Consider the following 23,408-nt stretch of genomic DNA (forward strand, 5'->3'; position numbering starts at 1 on the left):
CCCTGTAAGTAGCGTCACAGGAGTGAGGGTGCCGCACCGTGTGGTCACCGGCTGACTCTGCAGTACCCACAGTTCCCCAATAGAGGAGATTTCAGTGCCCGAAGCAATCGAGGTTCGCAAGGTCCCGCTGCACAACGTGTCCGATGCAAGCGAGCTGGCCAAGCTCATCGACGACGGAGTGCTCGACGCCGACCGTGTCATCGCGGTCATCGGTAAGACCGAGGGCAACGGCGGTGTCAACGACTACACCCGCATCATCGCCGATCGCGCTTTCCGAGAGGTTCTGTCCGCCAGGGGAACCCGCAGCGCTCATGACGTCGGCGAGGTGCCGATCGTCTGGTCCGGTGGAACCGATGGTGTCATCAGCCCGCACGCGACCATCTTCGCGACTGTGCCGGCAGAGAAGGCCGTCAAGACCGACGAGCCGCGCCTGACGGTCGGCGTCGCCATGAGTGAGCAGTTGATGCCCGAGGATATCGGTCGCACCGCGATGATCACCAAGGTTGCTGCAGCAGTGAAGGATGCAATGGCCAACGCCGGCATCACCGATCCCGCCGACGTGCACTACGTCCAGACGAAGACACCTCTGCTGACGATTCACACCATCCGTGACGCCAAGAGCCGCGGCAAGACCGTCTGGACCGAACAGACCCACGAGTCGATGGACCTGTCGAACGGCGGCACGGCACTGGGGATCGCCGTCGCCCTCGGTGAGATCGACATGCCCACCGACGAGGACGTCATGCACAGCCGGGAGCTGTACTCCGCTGTGGCCTCCTGCTCTTCGGGCGTCGAGCTGGACCGCGCTCAGATCGTCGTAGTCGGCAACGCGCGCGGCGTCGGTGGCCGCTACCGCATCGGTCACAGCGTCATGAAAGATGCACTCGATCAGGACGGCATCTGGGATGCGATCCGCGACGCCGGTCTCGAACTTCCCGAGCGTCCCCGCACCAGCGACTTGGACGGCAAGCTGGTCAACGTCTTCCTCAAATGCGAAGCGAGCCAGGACGGAACGGTCCGTGGCCGTCGCAACGCAATGCTCGACGACTCGGACGTGCATTGGCATCGTCAGATCAAGGCCTGCGTCGGCGGCGTCGCCGCGTCCGTGACAGGTGACCCGGCTGTGTTCGTATCGGTGTCGGCCGCACACCAGGGTCCAGAGGGCGGCGGCCCCGTTGCCGCCATCGTCGACCTCGGCGAGTAGCAAAACCCCGTTCGATCGGCGCCGCGCCGAAGCCGCACATCCAGGCTTCGGCGCGGCATCGCCCCCGCACCACAGTCTTCGTCCAGTTGAAAGGAACGCGCATGGCACACGCCATCGAACCCGTCGACGAGGGCGATGCCACCGTCGCGTACGCCGACCCCACGGCCGCGGGACCGAGTGACGCCCCGAGCGACCTCGTCATGCGCGATGCGCTCGAGCTCAGTGGCATGATCAAGCGCCGCGAGGTGTCGTGTGTCGAAACCATGACCACCTACCTCGACCACATCGAATTGCACAACGGAACTGTCAACGCGATCATCGCGTTGCGGGACCGCGAGGAGCTGCTCGACGAGGCGAGGGTGCGTGACCGTCAACTGGCGGACGGGCACTACCTCGGGTGGATGCACGGGTTTCCGCATGCGGTCAAGGACCTTTCGGCGGTCGAGGGTTTGCCGTTCACCTCCGGGTCACCCATTTTCGCGGACCGAGTTGCCGACAACGACGACCTGTTCGTCAAGCGGATCAAGTCGGCGGGGGCAATCATCGTCGGCAAGACCAATACACCCGAGTTCGGATTCGGCTCGCAAACGTACAACCCGGTATGGGGTACGACCGTGTCGCCGTACGACACCTCGCGTACTGCCGGTGGCAGTAGCGGTGGAGCGGCCGCATCGTTGGCGCTTCGTATGCTGCCCGTGGCCGATGGCACCGACTACATGGGTTCCTTGCGCAATCCCGCCGCCTTCAACAATGTCGTCGGCTTCCGTCCGTCCTGGGGACGAATTCCAGAGTCCGGCTTCATCGCTCAGGGTGCAGTTTCGGGACCGATGGGACGATCCGTCGCCGATGTCGCACACCTCCTTTCCACGATGGCGGGACCGGATGCCAACGCTCCGTTGGGAATCGACGAGGATCCCGAGATCTTCACTCGTAGTCTCGAACGCAACTTCCGTGGGGCGCGCATTGCATGGGTCGGAGACTGGAACGGCTACCTGGCGACCGAGCCCGGTGTCCTCGACATCTGCGAATCCTCGTTCGAGCCGTTCCGGCAGATCGGCTGCACGGTGGAGAGCGCCCTGCCGGACTACAAGCCGGAGGACATCTGGGAGTTGTTTCTGAAGTGGCGGTGGTGGGCGCAGCTCGGAATGGTCGATCTGTACGACGACCCACGGACTCGTGCCCTGATGAAGCCCGAGATGCTGTGGGAAATGGAGAACGCCGTCACCCTCTCTGCATTGGACGTCACGAAGGCGGCGGCGGCTCGCAACAGCTGGCAGACGTCGTTGACGAAAATGTTCGAAACGTACGACTTCATTCTTGCGCCGAGCGCACAGGTATTTCCGTTCGACAAGGACACGCATTGGCCGGAGAGCATCGCCGGACGCCCGATGGATACCTACCACCGGTGGATGGAGACCGTCGTTCCGTGGACGATGACCGGCGTTCCCGTCGCCGCGATGCCGGTCGGGTTCGATCCGCGTGGCCTTCCGATGGGAGTCCAGATCATCGGACGCCATGGCGCTGACCGGGCGGTCTTGCAGCTCGCCTATGCCTACGAACAGGCAACTCAGTGGGTCCGGAGCGTCCTTCCTCCCGCGCTTCGGGCGAACTGACCCCCACTGCTGGCCTAACGGCGGACAGGTAAAGTCGAACAATGAAAGAAACTGTCGGCGATCTCACTCCGCGGACACGGGCTTTGTCGACTCCGGCAAGCTACGCGTTGACGGTGGAAGAACTTCTTGCGCTTCCCAGCCTGACCGGCTCGCAGTTGATCGCGGGCAAGGGCGGTCTCGAGAAGGTCGTTCGACGGGTCAACGTCATCGAGGTGCCGGACATCCTGCCGTGGGTCAAGCCGAACGAACTGTTGGTCACCACCGGCTTTCCCCTGCGACACGCGGACTCCGGTCGCCCGTTCGACGCTCATTCGCTGGTCGAACTCGTCGAAGGTCTCGCCGAACGCGGCGCCGCGGCGCTCGGTGTCAAGGAGGGCAGATACTTCGGCGACGTCCCCGCAGCGATGATCGACGCGGCCGATCGACTCGACTTTCCGCTGTTCCTCATCCCCCGAGACATCGGCTTCGACGAGGTGATGTCCGAGGTCTACACCCACCTGGTCGACAGCCAGGCATGGGCACTCGACGTCGCCGACCGCATGCACCGCGCATTGACCACGATCGTCCTCGAAGGTGGTGATCTTCCCCAGATCGCCGACGAAGTGGCGACGCTGTTCGAGGCTGCTGTCGTCATCTGCTCCCCCGACGGACGAGTGCAGGCGACAGCGGGAGCGAGCGCAGATCTCGAAGCCCTCGAGAAGTTGCCGTTGTTCGATCCCTCGGGCCGCTTACATACCGAACGTCTCCACGAGGGTCTTCAACCGGCACCCGGAATGGCGTCCGGTCAGATCGCGGTGGCACCGATCAATGCCGGCGGCACCGACCACGGCCTCATCGTTGCCGTTGCACGGGCAGGTGGTCTCGGACCGGTGACGATACAGGCGCTCGAGCGTGCTGCGACCGTCGTTGCGTTGGCAGTGACGAAGAAGCTCGCGGTGTCCGCGGTGGAATCGAAGTTTCGCGGTGACTTCCTGCGCGATGTCCTCAACGGTGCAGCCGAGCCCACCGATCAGATCATCGAGTACTGCTCCCAGCTCGATTGGGATGTGAACCGAAGCATGGTCGTCATCGTGGCGCAGCTCGACCAGGTAGCCGAAGCGAGTGCAGGACAATCGGTTCAACCACCCGTCGTCGGGCGGATGCCACACGAGCGGCTCACCGCTGCGTGGCAACAGGTCGTGCGCCGCCGCGACCGGTTCGCTCCGGTCGTCGGATTCAGCCACGAAGTGGTGACGCTGATGCCGGCAGGGCAAGGGGATGCGCGCACAGTCGTCGAGGACCTGATCGCATCCGTCGCGGGCGACAGTGGTGGCGGCAGAAATTCGTTCGGAACCGGAGTCAGTCGCGTCATCGACTCCGTGGCCGACATTCCGCGTGCCTACGATCAAGCGCGCAAAGCTGTCATGGTCGGCCGCCGCATGAACGGTGCGGGTTCGGTGGCACATTTCGACAGCCTCGGGGTGCACCGGCTGCTGTCCCTGGTCGATGACGGCGACGAGCTGCAGGCCTTCGCGACGGAGGTGCTCGGTTCACTGGCGGGAGAGGATGCCGACGCAGTCGATCTGCGGCAGACCCTGCAGGCGTTGCTGGATACGAATTGCAACGTCGCCGAAACAGCGCGGGTCCTGCATTTCCACTACAACACGCTGCGCTACCGAATCGGAAAATTGGAAAGCATCCTCGGTCATTTCACGACGGACCCGATCCTGCGTTTGGATGTCGCCTTGGCGCTGCGGGTAGTGGAGATGAAGGGCTTGTGACGCGGTGATGTTTGTCGAGTCCACCGAGCAACTGAGGAGTTTGTCCTGTGTTACAAGGTAATTCGATCGGTGCCGATGCCCACTCGGTCGCCGAGGCCGTGTCTTCTCGCTCGATGTCCGCCCGCCAAGTGATCGAGCAGCACCTAGCTCACATCGATCGAGCGAACCCACGACTCAACGCGATCGTCACGGTAGCCGCCGAGTCCGCGAGAGAGGCTGCGGACGAGATCGATGTGCGCCTGGCACGCGGTGAATCCGTCGGAGCTCTGGCCGGAGTCCCGTTCACCGTCAAGGATTTGATCGCCACGGCCGGAGTCAGAACAACAGCAGGCTCGACGGTATTGGCGGACAACGTACCTCGCGTCGACGCACCGGCAGTCGCCCGGATGCGAGCCGAAGGCGCGATACTGATCGGGAAGACCAACACTCCGGAGTTCGGTGCCAGCGGACTCACCCACAACGACCTCTTCGGATACACCTTGAATCCGTTGTCGCCAGACGGAATCGACCGCTCCCCCGGCGGGTCCAGTGGTGGTGAAGCGTCGGCGATCGCCTCGGGCATGAGCGTTGTCGGGCTCGGCACCGATTTCGGCGGCTCGGTCCGATGGCCCGCGCACTGCACGGGCCTGTGTTCGGTACGGCCGACGGGTGGCCGCATCTCCCCCGACGGCCAGTATCCCGGTGTCATGTTCGATGAGCGAGTGCTGACGAACGCAGCCACCATGCACGGCAGCGTGCAAACGATCGGGCCGATGGCGAGAAATCTGGACGATCTGGCTTTGATGCTGCGCGTGACGTCCTCGCCCGAATATCGATGGGTGGATCCGGCGGGCGTGCGTCTCGACGAGCTCGACGTGCGTTGGGCCGCAGGCGAAGGCACCGTCCCGGTATCGGCGGAGATTGTTGCTGCGGTGACGGAATCGGCGGAGCGGTTGGCACCGTCGGTGAACTCGATGCAGCCCTACTCGGGCACGGCATTGCGGAAGGCGAACGATCTGTTCACACGAATGCGCGCCGCCGAAACCCAAACCGACATCCTGCAGTACGGGCCTGCCACTGGATTCGGCGAGAACATTCGAGAAATTCTTGCAGCTGTCCGGCCCACCCCCCGCACCGACGCCGAGTCGCTGTGGGCGGAGCGCAGTGTCCTGCGGCACGAACTTCTGTCCACGATGGGCGATGTACTGATTCTTCCCGTCGCCTCGATCGTGGCACCGCCCATCGGTGAGACGCGGTTCGACGTCGACGGCACTGTGCTGTCGTGGTCCGAAGCACTGGCCAGCAGTCGCGCGATCAGCATTCTGGGCGTGCCGTCGGTGGTCGTTCCAGTTGCGACCTCTGCATGCGGGCTTCCCATCGGTGTGCAGATCGTGGCCCGGCCATGGCAGGAACACAACGCTCTCGCTGCGGCCGCGCTGTGCATGCGTAAGCCTCCGCACTAACACCACCCTCGGCACCGGGCGGATCCTGCCGCGATGGCGAGTTCCGACAATCACTTCGACACTATTTGGGCGAACTCTGTCGCTGGTAACCGGACGCCCGGACGATAACGTGATCACCATCACTTCACTCCCGAAAGGAGAGCGACAACATGCGGGATCTCCTCGACGATCTGGCCCCTTGGCTCGAACGCCACGAGCCGTTCGCTCTCGCGACGGTTGTGCGCACCTGGCAGTCCTCCCCCAGACCAGCGGGCGCTGCGATGGCCGTCTCGAAGTCCGGCGACGTCGTCGGCAGTGTGTCCGGCGGCTGCATCGAAGGCGCGTTGTACGAACTCGCCCAGGAAGTGCTGGCCGATGGACTCGCCAGAACCGAGACCTACTACGTCGCCGACGACGACGCGATCGGCGTCGGCCTGACCTGTGGCGGCACCATCGAAGTATTTCTCCGGCTGATCGGCGGACACGCGTGTGCCGAGTTCGCCGAAGTGGCGCGATTGATCGCCGAGGGTACGTCCGTGGCGGTGCTCACCGACCTTCATGTCGGTGAGCCGACTCGGCATGCCGTGGTCAGCGAGGACCGCACCTGGGACGAATGTGCCGGACCGGGCCTCGCCGAGGCTCTCGACGGTGACGAGTCGTTCATGCACAAAGTCCGTGACCTCGTGCAGACAGGCGAGTCCGGGCTCGCAGTCCTCACTCATGGCGAGAGCGAACAGGATCGCCCGCTCGAGGTAATGGTCGAGCTCTTCGGACCACCCCCACGGATGTACATCTTCGGAGCGATCGACTTCGCCGCGGCGATGTGTCGACTCGGGAAGTTCGCCGGCTTCTACGTCACGGTCATCGACGCCCGCGCAGTGTTCGCGACGCGCACGAGGTTCCCGGATGCCGACGAAGTCGTGGTCGCGTGGCCGCACACGTTCCTCGAAACCGCTCCCGTGGACGAGCGCACCGTGATCACCGTGTTGACCCACGACGAAAAGTTCGACATCCCGCTGCTCGAACATGCGCTGCGAACCACTGCGGTCTACATCGGCGCACTCGGAAGCCGTGCCACACACGACCGCCGCGTCGACCTTCTCCGTGGCCGGGGAGTGACCGAGGCCGAGTTGAATCGGCTGCACTCGCCCATCGGACTCGATCTCGGTGCCCGCAACCCTGCCGAAACCGCAGTGTCGATCATGGCGGAGGTCCTCAAGACCTCTCGCAACGCCACCGGCCTCGAACTGCGTACGCTTCACGGACCGATTCATCGCGAACGCAACTCACTGTCGGCATCGGTGGACGAGCGTGCAGACCTCGGATCGAGCGCACGTTGCTGACCCGCTCTACCGCTATCGCTGCCCGGGTGACCGACGGCGGAGCCGAGAGTACGACGGTGGAGAGCATTCTCGACACGGACTTTCTGTCCGAAGGTGTGGTCCTCGCCGGGCGCGAGGGCCTCGGCCGGATCGTCGATCGCCTCACCCTCATCGAGAACCCCGAAAGCATCCGGTTCTGGATCGGTGCGCAAGACCTGGTTCTCACAACGGGATTCGCGCTCGCTCAGTCCACCGAGCCGCTTTCTTCGTTCGTGTCGGCCGCACATTCTGCCGGGGTCGCCGGCATCGTCATTCACTTCGACGAAGACATCACCACGATCGACGACGACACCCGCGCCGTTGCCGATGAACTGGAATTGCCGTTGATCGCAGTGTCGGAATCGTTCGCACTCGATCACGTACTGGCGCGAGGCGTGCGCGATCGGGCGAAGCAGCAGGTGCGAGCGATGTACCGGTCGGAGCGGTTGCGAAAACTGTTGGTGGCGAGGATGGTTGCCGGAGGCGGCGTGGCCGAGCTGGCGTCGGCGGCGGCCGCGGAGCTCGATGTCGCGGTCTTGATGACCACATCGGACGGAAGAAGATTGGCGACGGCCGGCGCCGACGAGGAGGAAGTTCGGGCGCTCTGCCGCAGCTCGGCGCTCGATGCCACCGGAAGGTTGAAGACAGATTCGACCGACGGCGGCCTGGGGTTGCGCACCACGGACGAGGGTGCGATCGCGGTGTGCGCGATCTCGGCGAACAGCATCGACCACGGACGGGTCGCCGCCTTCAGTCGACATCGAACGCTCTCGACGCAGGATCTGCACGTGGTGGATGCGGCGGCCGCAGTGTTCGCGCTCGCCGTGACCCGCGACCTTGCGCTGTCGAAGATAGAAGAAAAGCACCGCGCCAATTTCTTACGTGACCTCCTGCTGGGCAGGGGTGGGGAACATCCACACGCGGTGGCGCACGCGCAACGCTTCGGCTGGAACATCGGCAGACCGGTCGTCGTGGTCGTCATCGAACCCACCCCTGGAGTCGATGCCACGCGGCAAGCACCCGACCGCATGCCGCTCGTCGACCGGCAGATGATGGCGTTCTCGGGTGCGCTGGCGCAGCGGGACCCGCACGCTGCCATTGCAGCCCTCGGTACCGAAACCGTCATCATGATGGGGGCCGGGCCGAACACGGTGAACGCGATCCGCGACATCATCGACAGTGTGCGCGGCGACGGCGGAGGCGGCCGACAGCCATTCGCCGTCGGTATCTCACGCCCCTGCACTTCAGTGGAGGACATTCCGGGGATTTACGGTCAAGCCCGAACCGCACTGAAAGTAGGCCGCCAGATATACGGGACCTGGGCTGTCACCACATTCGACGATCTGGGCGTATTTCGTCTACTCAGCTTGGTCGAGAACGACGATGAACTCACGTCGTTCACCAAAGAAACTCTGCACGAACTGACTGAGCAGACAGTGGAAGCTCGAGATATGCGAAAGACACTCGAAATGTTGCTCGCCACCAATATCAATATTGCCGAAACTGCCCGAAATCTACACTTCCACTACAACACTCTTAGATATCGCGTCGTCAAGTTGGAGAAAATACTCGGCCCTTTCACCGAACGCCCTGATTTACGTTTGGACCTGTCTTTGGCTCTCAAAATAATGGCCATGCGCGGTATCGATCACTACATGTGACGGTCATCCAATCGAAATATTGGCAGATTACGCTCATGGTCGTTCGAAAAGACCGCAATACCGTTCTCTTTCTATAGCGATATAGAAATGCACATCAATTCGTGAAACTGCTGCGTCTACAACGAGATAGAAAGGCTTCACAATGCCGATCTGGAAGATTCACGGGGACGGAAAGAATATCCTTCCGGGCGAAGTCGTCGCACCGAACGAGCGGTTGAACTGGGGGCGCACTGTCAGCCTCGGAGGACAACACGTCGTCTCCATGTTCGGGGCAACTTTCGTCTTCCCGATCATCATGGGCCTCAATCCCCAACTCGCCATTCTCATGTCGGGGTTCTGCACGATCTTCTTCCTGCTGGTCGTCAAGGGAAGGATCCCCAGCTACCTGGGAACCTCGGCGGTCTTCGTCGGCGGTGTCGCCGCGATTCGAGCGCAGGGCGGAACGTCGGCGGAAGTCACCGGCGCCATCCTGGTGTCCGGGTTGGTGTTGGCGGTCATCGGTGTCGCCATTCACTTCATGGGCGGCGGAGTGGTGGTCAAGATCCTGCCCCCGGTCGTCACAGGCGCGGTAGTGATGTTGATCGGATTCAACCTCGCACCGGTGGTAGCGAGTCTCTACTGGCCACAGGACCAGTGGGTCGCACTGATCGTGATGTTCGTCCTGATCGTCATGAGCGTTGCACTCCGGGGGTTCCTCGGACGCATCGCGATTCTGCTGTCGCTGATATTCGGATACGCACTGTCCTGGATTCTCGACCTCGCACTGGGACCGATCACCTCGTACGACGCCACGGCCGACGCGGTGACCGAACACTTCCGTGTCAGCTGGGCAGGCGTCGAGTCCTCACAGTGGTTCGGCCTACCGCCGTTCTCCGATGAGGCCAACGGCATTGTCGGTATCCACGCACCCTCGTTCTCTCTGGCGTTCATCATCCTCGTGCTCCCGGGCGTCATCGCACTCATCGCGGAAAACGCCGGGCACGTCAAAGCCGTCGCCGAAATGACCGGCGACGACCTCGACCCACTGATGGGCCGCGCACTGGCCGCCGACGGTATCGCCACCGTCATGGCCAGCGCGGTCGGAGGCTCGCCCACGACCACCTACGCCGAAAACATCGGTGTCATGGCGGCAACCAAGGTGTATTCGACAGCTGCTTACACCGCGGCCGGCATCATTGCGATGATCCTGGGATTCTCGCCGAAGTTCGGTGCCATCATTTCAGCAACACCGGGTGGTGTGTTGGGCGGAATCACCGTGGTTCTCTACGGGATGATCGGCCTGCTCGGCGCCAAGATCTGGAAGGAGAACGGTGTCGACTTCGGCAATCCATTGAACATGATGCCCGTCGCAGCCGGCCTGATTCTTGCCATCGGCGATACCGCCCTGGTCTTCACCGACTCGTTCTCCCTGACCGGGATCTCGCTGGGCACGATCGTCGTGATCGCCCTCTACCACCTGTGTGCACGCATCGCTCCCCAGCACATGAGGCCCGGATATGCCTCGGGCCCCGACGGCACCGGCCCTGACCAGCGCAAGCTCGGGGACACCATGGGACCACGACACACTAGAGATGTCGACGACAACGGAGAGGTCGACACCCTCGATCCGGTGCGATAGCTAGAGATTGCAACTTCACGCAGTGGCCTTTGTCACTTTTAGACGAGACACTTATCAGCACAGGCAGGCAGGATCGGACTATGAAACCTTCGCCACTGAAATATCATCGGCCTCGGTCGATCGAGGAAGCGTGCGAGGTCCTTGCGGGGGTCGATGGCAAGGTCCTCGCAGGTGGGCAATCGCTCATTCCGATGCTGTCGATGCGTTTGGCTGCGCCTGGAACTCTCGTCGACATCACCGGGATCGATCGGCTCGACTCCATCACCGCATCCGCAGAATCAGGTGTGACCTTTCAGGCGCTGGCAACGCATGCGTCGTTGGCTTCGAACCCCGGAGCCAACGACGTGCAACCACTGCTCGGCCGCACGCTGCAGTTGGTCGCTCACGCGACGATCAGAAATCGCGGAACCACCGTGGGATCGATCGTCCACGCCGACCCGTCGGCGGAAGTTCCTGCAGTACTGGTCCTGCTCGACGGTTCGGTGACCGTGCAGTCGGTGCGGGGCCGTCGCGATATCGCCGCTCGTGATCTGTTCCTGGGGCCGCTGGAGTCTTCACTCGAACCAGACGAGATAGCGATCAGTGCAACCGTGCCGGCGGCCCGAAGGGGCGTTGGAACGGCGATCGACGAAATCGCCCGCCGGCATGGCGATTACGCGCTCGTCGGTGTTGCAGCACGCGTCGAGGTGGCAGACGGCGTGGTGACGAACGCTCGCGTCACCTATGTCTCTGCCGGTGAATTCGGCGAAGTGATCGACTATACGGACGTCATCGGCGGCGCCTCGGTGTCCGACGACCGGGATCCTTTGTGGAACGTGCTGTCGGAGGCCGCGCGCAAGCGCGTCGAAACCGAGGCCGATATTCATGCCACTGCGCGGTATCGCTCCCAGCTCGTCGCGGCATTGACTGCGAGGGTGGTCATGGCGGCCGCGCGTGATGGAGCACTTTCTTTGGCAACCAGGCCGTCGACGCTACGTGTCGACGCCGGAGAGAAATAACGATGACAAACCGAGACGTCGAAACACAGCTTTCCGATTTGATGGCCGAGACCGGCGAACAACACGTGGTCGTGTCGTTCACGCTCAACGGCACGAAGCAGACGATCATCGTTCCCGCACGAACTATCGCTTCGGACGCCATCCGCCACAATCTTCGGCAGACCGGAACACACGTGGGATGCGAACACGGAGTCTGTGGCGCATGCACGATCTTGTTGGACGGCAAGCCCGTTCGTGCCTGCTTGATGCTCGCCGCCAGCCTCGAAGGACAGTCCGTCACCACCGTGGAGGGCCTCGTCGAGCCGGACGGCACCTTGCATCCTGTGCAGCAAGCGTTCATGGATTGCCACGGACTCCAGTGCGGATTCTGCACCCCGGGCTTCGTCACCACCATCGCGGCGTTTCTCGAGGAGAACGACGCTCCGACGCAGGAAGAAGCGACCGAGGCGATTGCAGGCAACATTTGTCGGTGTACCGGATATCAGAACATCAAGGCCTCGGTCTTGCGGGCTGCCGAGATCAAACGCGAGCGGGCGGGCGAGTTCCCTCTCGGTAAAGACGACGAGTCGAGCCGCGCAGCACTCGACCGCAAGGTGCGAGGCAAGACCAGCCCTGTAGGCGGACGGGCAGGCCGAGCATGAGCGGGGCACGCACCACAGCTGCCGAGACGGCGGCGGAGACAACCACCCGCACAGAGCCCCTGTTCGGCCAGCCATTGGCCCGTTCCGAGGATACTCGGTTGCTCAGCGGAAAAGGCAAATATCTCGACGATCTTGGGCACGGGGCGTTGATCGCCGCGTTCGTTCGCTCACCGCACGCCCATGCGCGGATCACCGACATCGAAGTGGACGCCGCACTGGAAATGCCGGGTGTCCATGCCGTCTACACGTACGAGGATTTGGCCGAGGATTCCGAAGCGATGGCCGAAGGGCTCCCGCTTCTGATTCCGCACCCCGCAATCATCGCTCCCCGCAACGGCTTTCCGTTGGCCAAAGACGAGGTCAATCATGTCGGCGAGGCCATCGTCATGGTGGTGGCACGCAATCGGTATGTCGCCGAGGATGCGTGCGCGAAGATCGACGTCACGTACGAGATCCTCGATCCGGTGGTGGGCATCGATACAGCTCGCCGCGCCGATCGCCAGGTTCACCACGATGTGCTGGACAACGTCGCTGCACACCTGCACCACGGCTTCGGTGACATCGATGCAGAGTTGGCACGGGCACCGCATCGGATCACCTTGAATCTCGAGGTGGAGCGGTCCGCATCGATGCCTATGGAAGGTAAGGGTGTCTACGCACGCTGGGACAGCGACGAGGAAACACTGACGTTCTGGTCGTCGACGCAGACCTCGACTTCCGTTCGAGCAGCCGTCGCAGCACGACTCGGCATGGCAATGAACAAGGTGCACTGCATCGCTCCCGACGTCGGCGGCGGGTTCGGCGTCAAGATCATGCACCCCTGGCCCGAGGAAGTCATGGTGACCTGGGCTGCCCGCCAACTGGGCAAAGCCGGCATCTCGAACGAGGTCAAATGGGTGGAAGACCGCCGCGAACACTTCATTTCGAGCGCCCACGAACGCGGTCAGGTACAGGAAGTGACGGTTGGGTTCGACGACGACGGCCGCCTGCTCGCATTCGACTTCACGCTCTGGCACGACAACGGCGCCTACCTGCCGTACGGAATCATCGTTCTCATCAACACTGCGACGCAGGTGCTCGGCCCGTACAAGCCGGTGTCCTTCCGCGTCAACGGTTATTCGCTCTACACCAACACCGTGATCGTCATCCCGTATCGCGGTGCCGGCAGGCCGCAAGGTGTCTTCGCGATGGAGCGGTCGATGGACGCGATCGCCAAGTATCTCGGTAAGGACCGAATCGAGGTTCGCGAGAAGAACATCATCAGACCCGAGGAAATGCCGTACGACTTCGGCCTGATGTTCCAGGACGGCCGTCCGCTGATCTACGACACCGGCAACTACCAGGCCGGGATCGACAAGCTCAAGGCACTGATCGACTGGGATACTTTCCCCGAGTACAAGAAACAGGCTGCGGCAGAGGGTCGTTCGGTCGGCATCGGGGTCGGCGCATATGTCGAGGGCACCGGACCCGGACCGTACGAGGGCGCCCATGTCCTGATCGAAACCTCCGGCAAGATCAAGGGAGCCACCGGGCTCACTACCCAGGGCCAAGGTCATCAGACGACCTTCGCGCAGATCGTCGCCGACGATTTGGGCGTGGACATGTCCGACATCGAGATCGTGACCGGCGATACTCGTCGATTCGGTTATGCAGTAGGCACTTTTGCTTCCCGGGGCGCGGTCATGGCGGGTTCGGCCTTTCATGTGGCAGCGCAGATGGTGGCGGAGAAAGCGAAGAAGGTCGCCGGCAACGCACTCGAGATCGATCCGTTGGACCTCGAACTGCGCGGCGGACACGTCTGCAAAATCGGCACCGAACCGGGCGCCGACGGCACGTCCATCGCGCTCGGAATTGTGGCTGTACTGTCGAATCCGCTTCGGTACGCATTCGATGCGGAGTCCCGGCTTGCGACACAGTTCGCCAACGTGGACACCGACATGACGATTCCGCCGATCCCGGAAGGCGAGCAACCGGGGTTGGAGGCCACCGGGTACTACTCTCCCCCGAGGTCTACCTTCGCATCCGGTATCCATGCCGCCATCGTGGAAACAGACCCGGTGACGGCCGAGATCCACGTCGAGCGGTATGCCGTCGTGCACGACTGCGGCAATGTGATCAACCCGAGGATCGTCGAGGGCCAGATTCACGGCGGCGTCGCACAGGGAATCGGCGGGGCGCTCTACGAGAAGATCGTCTACGACGAGCACGGACAGTTGCTCAACGCATCCTTCATGGACTTTCTGCTGCCCTTCGTCACCGAAGTACCCGACACGATCGAGATCGACCACACCGTAACCCCCTCCGGGCTCAATCCGCTCGGCATGAAGGGCGCCGGTGAGGCCGGAGTCATTCCGACCACGGCGGTCATTGCAGCAGCAATTGAAGACGCCGAGGGCTTCGCAATCACCTCGATGCCCATTTCCCCATCAGACCTGTTCGAGCTCCGACTCTTACACGCAAGTGCCGAGTCGGAAGATGAATCACCCAAGGAGAACTCATGAGAATCGCAGGCACCGCGCAGCTGACAGCACCTCCCGCCGAGGTGTACGACAGCATGCAGGACGGCCGAGTTCTGGCGGCGACCATCCCCGGCGTCCAGTCACTCGATCAATTGAGCGACGACCATTACAAGCTCTCGTTGATCGCCGGTGTGGCAGCAATCAAGGGCACGTACGACGGCGAGGTCCGGCTCTCGCAGCAGAACCGGCCCGAGTCCTTCGTGATGACCGCTTCCGGGGCGGGAGCGCCGGGCACGGTGCGCGCCGATGTCACCATCCGGTTGGAGCCGACGGAAAATGGCGGAACCCTCCTGAGTTACGACGCCGATGCCGTCGTCGGCGGGATGGTCGGCGGTGTCGGTCAGCGGATGATCACCGGTGTCGCCAAGAAGATGGCGGGCGTGTTCTTCAACGGACTCGACGGCGTCATCGCGAACGGCATTCCGGAGGCCACCGTGGTCGCTGTGGAGGCCGGTGTCTCCGAGGTCGCCGCTGGTGCTCTCCCGCAGATCGCTGCCGCTACCGGCGGACGCATCGCCGCAGGTCCGGCGCCGGCAGGTGCGTCGGCGCAGAGTGTCTTGGTTGCCGCTGCGGCCGGGGCGGCCATCGCTTTGGCCGGAGTTCTCGTGGGCGGCATCCTGGTTCGAAAAGAACGGTAGGTCATCGCTGCTGGGCTGCAACTCCCACCGCTTGCTCGATTGCGAAAGGCCGCTCTCCCGTGTCAGGGAGAGCGGCCTTTCGCGTTGCCATCGCAATGTGTGACAGTCCCCCACCCGGTCATCGCCTGAGAAAACACAAATTCGCCGTGCCGGTTTGGCACCTTGTGCCAAAGATACTGGCGCTCGGAAGGAGTCCAATATCACTAGACGTCAGGCACGCACAGACCCCGATCGGCGGTCGTGCTGTCTACGAACCAAATCAAGGAGGAAGCGTGGAGCCAAGAAAGATTCGGGTCGGAATCGACACCGGTGGAACATTCACCGATGTGGTGGCAGTGGACGAAGAGTCCGGTGAAATGGCCACCACGAAGACTCCCTCCACTCCGGCCGATCCAGCCGAAGGATTCCTCGCCGGGATCGACAAGGTCCTGCAGCAGCTCGGGGTCACAGGCGACTCGCTCAGCGCAGTCAGTCACGGCACTACCGTTGCTACCAACAAGCTGCTCGAAGGCAAGGTCGAGAACCTCGGGTTCATCACCACCGAGGGTTACGAGCATGTTCTCGAGATTGCTCGCCAGTCGGTTCCCGACGGCTACGGCAACTCGTACTTCTGGGTCAAGCCCGAGCGCATCGTTCCGGCACATCGCGTCCGCACCATTCGTGGTCGGTTGTACTTCGACGGCACCGAAATTCGCCCGCTCAACGACGACGATGTGCGCGAAGCTGCACGGTTCTTCAAAGCCGAAGGAGTCAAGACCCTGGGCGTGTGCCTCGTGCACTCCTACGCCAATCCTGCTCACGAGCAGCGTGTTCGGGACATACTCCTCGAGGAGTACCCCGAGGCCACCGTCAGCATCTCCACCGAGGTTCTGCGCGAATACCGCGAGTTCGAGCGGTCCATCACCACGCTCGTGGATGCGGCGGTCAAGCCCAACATTCGCAACTACGTCAACAACATCGCCACCCGGTTGCGTGAGTTCGCTACCGAGTCCGGCGAGGCACGCGACGTCCCGTTCTATGTGATGAAGTCCAACGGCGGCGTCCTCTCCGCCAAAGAGGTTGTCAATCAGCCGATCACGACCGTTCTGTCCGGACCCGCAGCAGGCGCTCTCGGCGCTGCCCTGGTGGCCAGCGCAGCCGGCGTCGACCACGTTCTCACCTGCGACGGCGGCGGCACCTCCACTGACGTGACGGTCGTCGTCCACGGCGAGCCTGCGTTGACCACCGAGGGACGCGTCGGAAACTACCCGTCGAAGATCCCGATGATCGATGTGGTCACCGTCGGTGCCGGCGGCGGTTCGATTGCCTGGATGACGCCCGAGGGAACACTGCGTGTCGGCCCGCAGTCTGCCGGTGCCGATCCCGGCCCGATGTGTTACGGCAACGGCGGTTCCGCACCGACCATCACCGACGCGCATGTGCTCCTGGGCCGGATACCTCCCCACCTGCTCGGCGGCGAGATTCCCCTGGATACGGATCTGGCGCGCAAGGGTATCGAAGAGCTGGCTCACGAGTTGTCGTTGGAAATCGAAGCGTGCGGCACCGGAATTCTCGAGGTGTCCGCCTGGAATCAGGCCAACGCGCTTCGTCAGATCTCCGTCAAGCGTGGACTCGATGTACGCGACTTCACCCTCGTCACGTTCGGTGGATCCGGATCACTGCTCGCCTGCCGACTGATGGACATCCTGGGACTCAAAGATGTTCTGGTACCGCTCAATCCAGGTAACGTATCGGCCTTCGGTCTGCTGACAGTGGATGTGCGCAACGATTACGTCCAGACTCACGTCAGTCGGCACGACCGTCTGCGTGCCGAAGACCTGCAGTCCGAACTCGAAGTTCTCGCCGAGCGTGCGGACGCAGCACTGGCAGGAGAGGGCTTCGCGCCCGAAGATCGCCAATACGCACGCACCGCGGATCTGCGCTACTTCGGTCAGGCCTTCGAGGTGCGCGTGCCGATCGTAGACGGCGACATCACTCAGGAGACGATGGATCAAGCAGCGGAGGCCTTCCACGAGGCCCACCGCGAGCTCTACGGTTACGACTTCCGCGGCGACAAAAGCCAATTCGTTGAGTGGGTCAACCTACGCGTCAGTGGTATCGGCCCGATCAAGCGCCCGGTGCTCTCCGAGATCGGCGACGGCACCGGCGCAGAAGTAGCCCGCACGGGAACGCGTCAGGCGTACTTCGACGGGTGGCACGAGACCGCTATCTACGATCGCACGGCTCTCGGCGCCGGCGACACCATCGACGGCCCCGCCGTCATCGAAGAGTTCAGCTCCACGGTGCCGGTGGATCCCGGATTCTCCGCCCGCATCGACAATTTCGGCAACATTCGCATCACCAGGAATCTCGACTCGAACGGAGCGCACTGATGACTGTCATCGACATGGTGAACAACAAGCCCTACCGATTGACTCCCGTCGACGCACCCGCGCCCGACCCCGTTCTCGTCGAGATCGTGGCCGGTTACCTCGCGAGCGTCGAAATGGAGGTCGAGACGGCCATCGCACGGACGTCCCGTTCCCCGATGATCCGCGATGCGCATGATTTCCGCGCAGGCATCTACGACCGGAACATGCGCAAGCTCACCGGCCGCTCCTACTCCGCGCTGGTGCAGCCAGTGGTCCGCGACTTCCCCATCGACACGATGAAGCCCGGGGACGTCTTCTTCCACAACGACGTCTACCTCTCCGAAGGCGGCATCGGCCACCTTCCCGACCTCTGCGTCACGGTCCCCGTCTTCGCGACGCTTCCCGGTGCGGACGAGCCCTCGGTCGTCGCGTTCGTGCAGGCCTTCGGCCACCACGACGACATCGGCGGCTGCTGCCCCGGCTCCATGCCGTCCGGCGCCACCTCGGTCTACGAGGAGGGACTGATGGTCCCGCCGATCAAGCTGTGGGACCAGGGCGTGCCCAACGAGGCTGCGCTGCGGATCATGACCCGCAACTCCCGGATGCCCGACGCGTTGGCCGCCGACCTGGACGCCGAGTGCTCGGCTTGCCTGATGGGCGCGCGCCGGCTGACGGAACTGTTCGCGCGCTACGGCGTCGAGACCATCGAGGGCTGCTTCGACGCTTCGATGGATGCCTGCACCGAGACCTATCGGCGCGAGATCCTGTCCAAGATCCCTGTTGGGGAGTACACCTGGGAGGACTACGCCGAACATGATGGCGTAGACGAGCCGATGCTGCACGTGCAGCGAATCACGATGACCAAGACCGCGCCCGAGGACGAGGGCGGAGAGCGGCTGATCCTCGACTTCACCGGCACCGGTCCGCAGGCGAAGGGCCCGATCAACCACTGCGGCGACTACTCCGACGGCAACTTCCTGGCGAAGTGGCTGGCCCCGGTGCTTCGCAGCCTCGCCGACACCCCGGAGCGGATGGCCGAGCTCGACGTCAACGAGGGCATCATCCCTCTGATCGAGATGAAGTTCCCGGAGCCGGGCACGCTGATCACTCCGATCTTCCCGGCGCCCACCAACGCCCGCACGTTCGTGATTCTGCGGCTGCTCGGCGTGCTCACCGGTGCCATCGCGAAGGCCGTCGACGGCAATATGCCCGCCGACCAGGAGACCATCCGCTACACCGGCGTCTACGGTGAGGATTTCGAGGGCCAGTCCTACCTCATGCGTGAGGTGCTCGGCGGTGGCTCGGGCGGTCGCTACTACGCGGACGGTGAGGACACCATTCACGTGGTGCCGGACTCGCGAAATCTGCCCACCGAATTCACCGAGAGCCGGTTCCCCTTCATCGTCGAAAAGCTCGGCCTGGCAAAAGATTCAGGCGGCGCCGGACGCTACCGCGGTGGCCTCGGCTACGAGAAGCACATTCGCATGCTCAAGGATGCGCACTTCATGTCCATCGCCGACCGCTCCATCCTCGCCTGCTGGGGCGTCAAGGGTGGCAAGGCCGGGTCGCCGTTCTCCGTGGTGATAAACCCGGGTGAGCCCAACGAGCGGCTCTTCGACGCGCTCACCGACGCGGAGCCGATCCGTGCCGGGGAGACGTTCCGGATCCGTACCACGGGCGGTGGAGGCTGGGGCGATCCGCTCGAGCGTCCCATCGACGAGGTGGAGCGCGATGTGTTGTGGAACAAAGTATCTCGCGAAGCTGCTGCCACGGACTATGGTGTGGTCATCGCCGAGGGCGAGGCGAATGCAGATGCGTCGGCGTCGGAGAAGCTCCGCGGCGAGATGCGCGGCGCACGCGCGGACAACGAGCCTTTCTTCGATCGGGGGCCCGGTTACGAACGGCTCTCCGGCGGTGCGAAGTTCGCCAAGTACGACTTCCTCGACAGCTGACGTTCGCCCGTGAACAGTGAAACCGCCTGTGGCACCGACATTGCCGTCGTCGGTGCCACAGGCAAGACCGGAAAGGCCGTGGTCGCCGCTCTCGATGGGCGGGCCACGGTCCGGCAGCTGAGCCGCACCGCGCTGGATCATCCGATCGATCTGGAAACCGGCAGGGGCCTGACAACAGCACTTACCGGCTGCGCCGGGGTGTACTTCATCGCACCCAATCTGCATCCGGACGAGCCCGCCGCACTTCGGCGAGCCCTGGAAGCTGCGAGTGAGGCCGGGGTGCACCATGTTCTCTATCATTCGGTCGCGTGGCCCTACAGTCCGCGGATGCCGCACCACATGGACAAAGCCCGATGTGAGGACGACCTGCGGGCGTTCGCCTCACGTCATTCAATGCGTTGGACCATCCTGCAGCCCTGCGCCTATACCCAGAATTTCGAATCGATCCTCACCGGAGAATCCACTGACCTCGTGGTGCCGTACAGCACCGAATCGAAGTTTTCCTTCGTAAGCCTGGGCGACGTCGCCGAGATTGCCGCACGAATTCTCCTGGCAGCCGAGGAGCATCACGGGGCCACATACGAACTCGGCGGGCCCGAGGCAATGAGCGTCGGCGACGTGGTTCGACTCATCGAGGAGATGACGTCACGGTCGGTGGCGGTGGAACAACTCGATGTCGAGCAATGGATGCGCACTTTTGGGCAGAGTCTCGGCGTCGATGGCCGCGCCAGGCTCGGGGCGATGTTCGAGTTCTACGACGATCGAGACTTCCTCGCCGGCGGAATGGTGACCAAGGCGTTGCTCGGACGGGACCCGACACCTTTGCGAGCTCTGATTCGCGGGTTGTGACAGCTGGTTCGAAAAACCGACCGATCGTGTCGTACCCCTCTGGCATAGTTCGCGGCACTTGACCATCGCCTGTGAGAAGAGCCCGCCATGAGCAACCAGTTCCACAACAGCCCGAACTACGGAACCATCAATATTCACCAGACGACCAACGTCGGATACGTCGTGCCGCGCCGCTCCTGGCCTCGCCGCCATCCGATACTCACCACCATCCTGGTGCTGTTCGGGCTCGGATTCCTGGCCAACAACTGGTGGATCCTCTTCGTAGTCGGCGCAGTCTGGCTCGGCGTCCGCGCATACCGCTCGCGCGAGGCTCGGCAGGACCTCGCACGCCAGGAGCAGCAGCGGCTCATCGCCAGCGCGGACGCCCAGAACCAGGCATACCTCAACGGTCACCAGTTCGGGACGCAGGGGCACTTCCCTACACAGGGCTTCCCGGGTCAGGGGTTTCCGGGTCAGGGGTTTCAGGCCCAGCCGAACCCGAATCAGCCGTACCCGATTCAGTAGAGCGCACATCTTGATCATCGACTACTCGAGCATCTACGGTCTCGAGGGCGTGTACCTGGAAGACAGCTATGTCCTGTCGATCCTCGAAACGCCGGGTCGATTCGTTTTCGTCCTCGACGCCGTGCTGACCCCCGAGCACTCGCAGTACCGACCGCCCAGACCGGGTGAACAGTACTGCTACGAGCAAGCGCACTTGGATTTCGAGGAAGTCACCGCAATATGCTGGCTACGAATGGTATTCAGCGAATCGCGAGATGCCACCGGATCGGTGGATCTCGGTAATATCGACACTCTGACCTCCAATGGGAATCGGTACACGATTACCGGTGACTGGGGTGAGGTCGAAGTGCTCTCATCCAAGCGGCCACGGTTCCGCCTCCAAGGACCTTGAGCCGCCAAGTCTGAATTCGAGCCTACGATCTCGTGGTCGTGATCTCGGACCCCTTCATGTTTCCTGCTCAGGCTCTCAAAACCGCGCGTAAATCAACCGGTCCGCCGCGGCAGTGGTACCGAGTTCGATTCGGGAATCCGGGTGTTCGATGTAGAAGCGGATCCACTGCGCCAACAGCATCGGGTGAATATCGAACCGTCGGCAGTCCAGTTCGATCACGTGGCCGGGATGCAGAGCCTCGATTTTCCAAAACTGTGTCGTGTAGTGCCGCACAATTTGTGCCGTCGGTTCGACCAGAACATAGATCGCAGGGTAGTCGCGTTGTGCGAATGCAACGCCACCTATTCCGTCCCATGCGATTTCGGCTTCGAACGCCCAACCCCTATGCCGGATACCGTCCGCTGTCAGTTCGAGTCGGCCATGCCGAATAGATCTGGTGATCAGCAGCGGGACGAAGAATGTCGCGAGGAGCGCACCCATAGTTACGAAGATCCAGGCCACCGCACCACCCGCTGCCACACCGAACGCAATGGCACACAACGCCATGGATGCGGTAACAAGCGCGAGTCTGATCAACCCCGAAGGCTCGTATCGGACCGTCGAACCCTGCACCAGACGACCCGCAGGGGTACCCGAGGTGTGCGAGGTCTGATTTCTCCGCGCGAAAGATGCTGTGGCCAAGACGAACACCGCAAAAGCGAAAGCTGCGACGGCCGACGCCAGGTGACCGGTCACAAGACTCGATGCCGAGATGACAAACGCGATGAACGCTAGAAACCCTGCAAATACGCTACCGATCATCAGTTGCACCCGTGGAACGGGAAAGTCGGGAAGCTCACCCGAACTCAGCTCAGAAAATTGCATCCCACGCTCCTGCTGCAAGTTCGCCTATCGCATACCCAGTGTCCGCAATTGCCGCGGCACCGTCACCGATTGCCTCGCCGACGCTTCCTAATCCTTCGGTGTAGAGAGTGTCGACTGTGCCGGAAGTGAAGATACCGACGACAGCTCCGCCGGCGGCCCCAACAGCGGTGCCGACAATAGGTGCCGGAATGGCACTCCCTATCAGTGCACCGGCTGCAACGGCCGCACCGAATCCGAGCCCACCCGAAACCAGCGCCTGATCGACGGGCTTTCCGGTGTAGATGTCGTAACCGATGCCGATGACGGCCAACGCTCCTCCGAACCGGCCGCTTAACTTGCCCGCTTTCGCTTCGAGATTCTTCGCTGTTTCGAGTAGATCATCTGCATTGCGTGCGACCGTCCTGGACCAGTCGAAATCGCGATAGATCTGAGACGCCGGCGTGCCAGGTGGGGCCGATCGTGCGAGATCGAGGTAGCGTCTGGATTCTTCCATCAGAAACCTGGCTTGATTGGTCAGCAGGGAGACGTGCTTGTCTGCCATTGCGCGGCCGGCCGCCCCCAGAAGGTCAGCCACCGAGAAGAACCATTCACCGGTGATGCCGGCCCATACGTTCGCGAGAGTTTCACCCGCCAGCCTTTCGGCTTCACGGGCCGCATCGGCCGCATGCGCGGCAGCCTCGTAGGCGTACCGCAGAGCTTCCGAGTCTGGATCGACATCTCGAATCATGTTGCCAGCCAGTACGAGACCCGCGGAGATGGCGTCGTTTCGGATGGCCACCATCTGGTTCTGGGCAGATTGCAGCGCAGAGGCGAACTCTTCGACCGCCGTAGCGCAACGGCGAGCAGCGGCGGCCATGTCGTCGGTCCTTCGAGCTCCGAAGTCCATCTTCTGACATGCGGCTTCCGACGTCGGGCCATCCCACGCGGCATCGGAGTTGTTGCGTGCGGAATATAGTGTGTCAGTGGTGGTGTCGAGGCATGAAGCGAAGTGATCACGAAGCCAAGCAGCGCTCACACGGATCGATTCTGGATTGCCATCTATGTGTGTGTCGATTGTCATCGG

General features: G+C 62.8%; 18 protein-coding genes. 16 read left to right on the forward strand and 2 right to left on the reverse strand.

Annotation, left to right across the window (positions count from 1 at the left end):
* Window positions 1–94 precede the first annotated feature (94 nt).
* The 16 genes from H2510_RS16330 to H2510_RS16405 all read left to right on the forward strand — a co-directional run bounded on the left by H2510_RS16330 (window position 95) and on the right by H2510_RS16405 (window position 21,481).
* Window positions 95–1,204 carry a ring-opening amidohydrolase gene (locus H2510_RS16330; protein ID WP_186629361.1) on the forward strand — a complete coding sequence of 370 codons (1,110 nt, stop codon included), beginning with the start codon at window positions 95–97 and terminating at the stop codon, window positions 1,202–1,204.
* 101 nt (window positions 1,205–1,305) lie between these two features.
* Window positions 1,306–2,817: an amidase gene (locus H2510_RS16335; protein WP_186629362.1), complete on the forward strand. Its 1,512-nt coding sequence runs from the start codon at window positions 1,306–1,308 to the stop codon at window positions 2,815–2,817.
* A gap of 41 nt (window positions 2,818–2,858) precedes the next feature.
* Window positions 2,859–4,577 (forward strand): PucR family transcriptional regulator, encoded by a 1,719-nt coding sequence (locus tag H2510_RS16340; RefSeq protein WP_186629363.1) that lies wholly within the window; start codon window positions 2,859–2,861, stop codon window positions 4,575–4,577.
* Window positions 4,578–4,624: 47 nt separating this feature from the next.
* Window positions 4,625–6,019: an amidase gene (locus tag H2510_RS16345; RefSeq protein ID WP_315901397.1), complete on the forward strand. Its 1,395-nt coding sequence runs from the start codon at window positions 4,625–4,627 to the stop codon at window positions 6,017–6,019.
* Window positions 6,020–6,168: 149 nt separating this feature from the next.
* Window positions 6,169–7,341, forward strand: coding sequence for an XdhC family protein (locus H2510_RS16350; RefSeq protein WP_186629364.1), 1,173 nt, complete (start codon window positions 6,169–6,171; stop codon window positions 7,339–7,341).
* A 26-nt stretch (window positions 7,342–7,367) separates the two neighbouring features.
* Window positions 7,368–9,020 carry a PucR family transcriptional regulator ligand-binding domain-containing protein gene (locus tag H2510_RS16355; RefSeq protein WP_315901398.1) on the forward strand — a complete coding sequence of 551 codons (1,653 nt, stop codon included), beginning with the start codon at window positions 7,368–7,370 and terminating at the stop codon, window positions 9,018–9,020.
* A 142-nt stretch (window positions 9,021–9,162) separates the two neighbouring features.
* Window positions 9,163–10,638, forward strand: coding sequence for a uracil-xanthine permease family protein (locus H2510_RS16360; RefSeq protein ID WP_261392982.1), 1,476 nt, complete (start codon window positions 9,163–9,165; stop codon window positions 10,636–10,638).
* 80 nt (window positions 10,639–10,718) lie between these two features.
* Complete coding sequence (locus H2510_RS16365) at window positions 10,719–11,636, forward strand: xanthine dehydrogenase family protein subunit M (protein ID WP_186629365.1); 918 nt, start codon at window positions 10,719–10,721, stop codon at window positions 11,634–11,636.
* 2 nt (window positions 11,637–11,638) lie between these two features.
* Window positions 11,639–12,277, forward strand: a complete 639-nt coding sequence (locus tag H2510_RS16370; RefSeq protein ID WP_186629366.1) for a (2Fe-2S)-binding protein — start codon at window positions 11,639–11,641, stop codon at window positions 12,275–12,277.
* Window positions 12,274–14,778, forward strand: coding sequence for an aerobic carbon-monoxide dehydrogenase large subunit (gene cutA / locus H2510_RS16375; RefSeq protein WP_186629367.1), 2,505 nt, complete (start codon window positions 12,274–12,276; stop codon window positions 14,776–14,778). The genes H2510_RS16370 and cutA overlap by 4 nt, the downstream gene beginning before the upstream one ends.
* On the forward strand, window positions 14,775–15,434 hold the full coding sequence (locus H2510_RS16380) for a carbon monoxide dehydrogenase subunit G (RefSeq protein WP_186629368.1): 660 nt from the start codon (window positions 14,775–14,777) through the stop codon (window positions 15,432–15,434). The genes cutA and H2510_RS16380 overlap by 4 nt, the downstream gene beginning before the upstream one ends.
* 272 nt (window positions 15,435–15,706) lie before the next feature.
* On the forward strand, window positions 15,707–17,806 hold the full coding sequence (locus H2510_RS16385) for a hydantoinase/oxoprolinase family protein (protein ID WP_186629369.1): 2,100 nt from the start codon (window positions 15,707–15,709) through the stop codon (window positions 17,804–17,806).
* A complete protein-coding gene (locus tag H2510_RS16390; protein WP_186629370.1) occupies window positions 17,806–19,737 on the forward strand; it encodes a hydantoinase B/oxoprolinase family protein in 1,932 nt (643 codons plus the stop codon). The genes H2510_RS16385 and H2510_RS16390 overlap by 1 nt, the downstream gene beginning before the upstream one ends.
* A 9-nt stretch (window positions 19,738–19,746) precedes the next feature.
* Window positions 19,747–20,586 carry an NmrA family NAD(P)-binding protein gene (locus H2510_RS16395; protein WP_186629371.1) on the forward strand — a complete coding sequence of 280 codons (840 nt, stop codon included), beginning with the start codon at window positions 19,747–19,749 and terminating at the stop codon, window positions 20,584–20,586.
* Between the two features lie 87 nt (window positions 20,587–20,673).
* The gene (locus tag H2510_RS16400) at window positions 20,674–21,090 is read left to right on the forward strand and encodes a hypothetical protein (RefSeq protein WP_186629372.1); all 417 of its coding nucleotides are present in this window, start codon (window positions 20,674–20,676) and stop codon (window positions 21,088–21,090) included.
* Between the two features lie 10 nt (window positions 21,091–21,100).
* A complete protein-coding gene (locus tag H2510_RS16405) occupies window positions 21,101–21,481 on the forward strand; it encodes a hypothetical protein (protein WP_222438825.1) in 381 nt (126 codons plus the stop codon).
* Between the two features lie 75 nt (window positions 21,482–21,556).
* On the opposite strand, the gene H2510_RS16410 is transcribed toward H2510_RS16405, so the two are convergent.
* Both H2510_RS16410 and H2510_RS16415 read right to left on the reverse strand, forming a co-directional pair.
* Entirely contained in the window at window positions 21,557–22,345 is a 789-nt protein-coding gene (locus H2510_RS16410; protein ID WP_186629373.1) for a hypothetical protein, read from the reverse strand.
* Window positions 22,332–23,405 (reverse strand): hypothetical protein, encoded by a 1,074-nt coding sequence (locus H2510_RS16415; protein WP_186629374.1) that lies wholly within the window; start codon window positions 23,403–23,405, stop codon window positions 22,332–22,334. The genes H2510_RS16410 and H2510_RS16415 overlap by 14 nt, the downstream gene beginning before the upstream one ends.
* Window positions 23,406–23,408 lie beyond the last annotated feature (3 nt).

Origin of the sequence: Rhodococcus sp. BP22 (genome assembly GCF_014281965.1) — a bacterium.
GTDB lineage: Bacteria > Actinomycetota > Actinomycetes > Mycobacteriales > Mycobacteriaceae > Rhodococcoides.

Excerpts from the sequence above, each read along its gene's own strand:
- H2510_RS16350 (WP_186629364.1), top strand. The coding sequence starts at position 6,169 with ATGCGGGATCTCCTCGACGATCTGGCCCCTTGGCTCGAACGCCACGAG.
- H2510_RS16390 (WP_186629370.1), top strand. The coding sequence starts at position 17,806 with ATGACTGTCATCGACATGGTGAACAACAAGCCCTACCGATTGACTCCC.
- H2510_RS16335 (WP_186629362.1), top strand. The coding sequence starts at position 1,306 with ATGGCACACGCCATCGAACCCGTCGACGAGGGCGATGCCACCGTCGCG.
- H2510_RS16415 (WP_186629374.1), bottom strand. The coding sequence starts at position 23,405 with ATGACAATCGACACACACATAGATGGCAATCCAGAATCGATCCGTGTG.
- H2510_RS16340 (WP_186629363.1), top strand. The coding sequence starts at position 2,859 with ATGAAAGAAACTGTCGGCGATCTCACTCCGCGGACACGGGCTTTGTCG.
- H2510_RS16370 (WP_186629366.1), top strand. The coding sequence starts at position 11,639 with ATGACAAACCGAGACGTCGAAACACAGCTTTCCGATTTGATGGCCGAG.
- H2510_RS16410 (WP_186629373.1), bottom strand. The coding sequence starts at position 22,345 with ATGCAATTTTCTGAGCTGAGTTCGGGTGAGCTTCCCGACTTTCCCGTT.
- cutA (WP_186629367.1), top strand. The coding sequence starts at position 12,274 with ATGAGCGGGGCACGCACCACAGCTGCCGAGACGGCGGCGGAGACAACC.
- H2510_RS16365 (WP_186629365.1), top strand. The coding sequence starts at position 10,719 with ATGAAACCTTCGCCACTGAAATATCATCGGCCTCGGTCGATCGAGGAA.
- H2510_RS16400 (WP_186629372.1), top strand. The coding sequence starts at position 20,674 with ATGAGCAACCAGTTCCACAACAGCCCGAACTACGGAACCATCAATATT.
- H2510_RS16360 (WP_261392982.1), top strand. The coding sequence starts at position 9,163 with ATGCCGATCTGGAAGATTCACGGGGACGGAAAGAATATCCTTCCGGGC.
- H2510_RS16380 (WP_186629368.1), top strand. The coding sequence starts at position 14,775 with ATGAGAATCGCAGGCACCGCGCAGCTGACAGCACCTCCCGCCGAGGTG.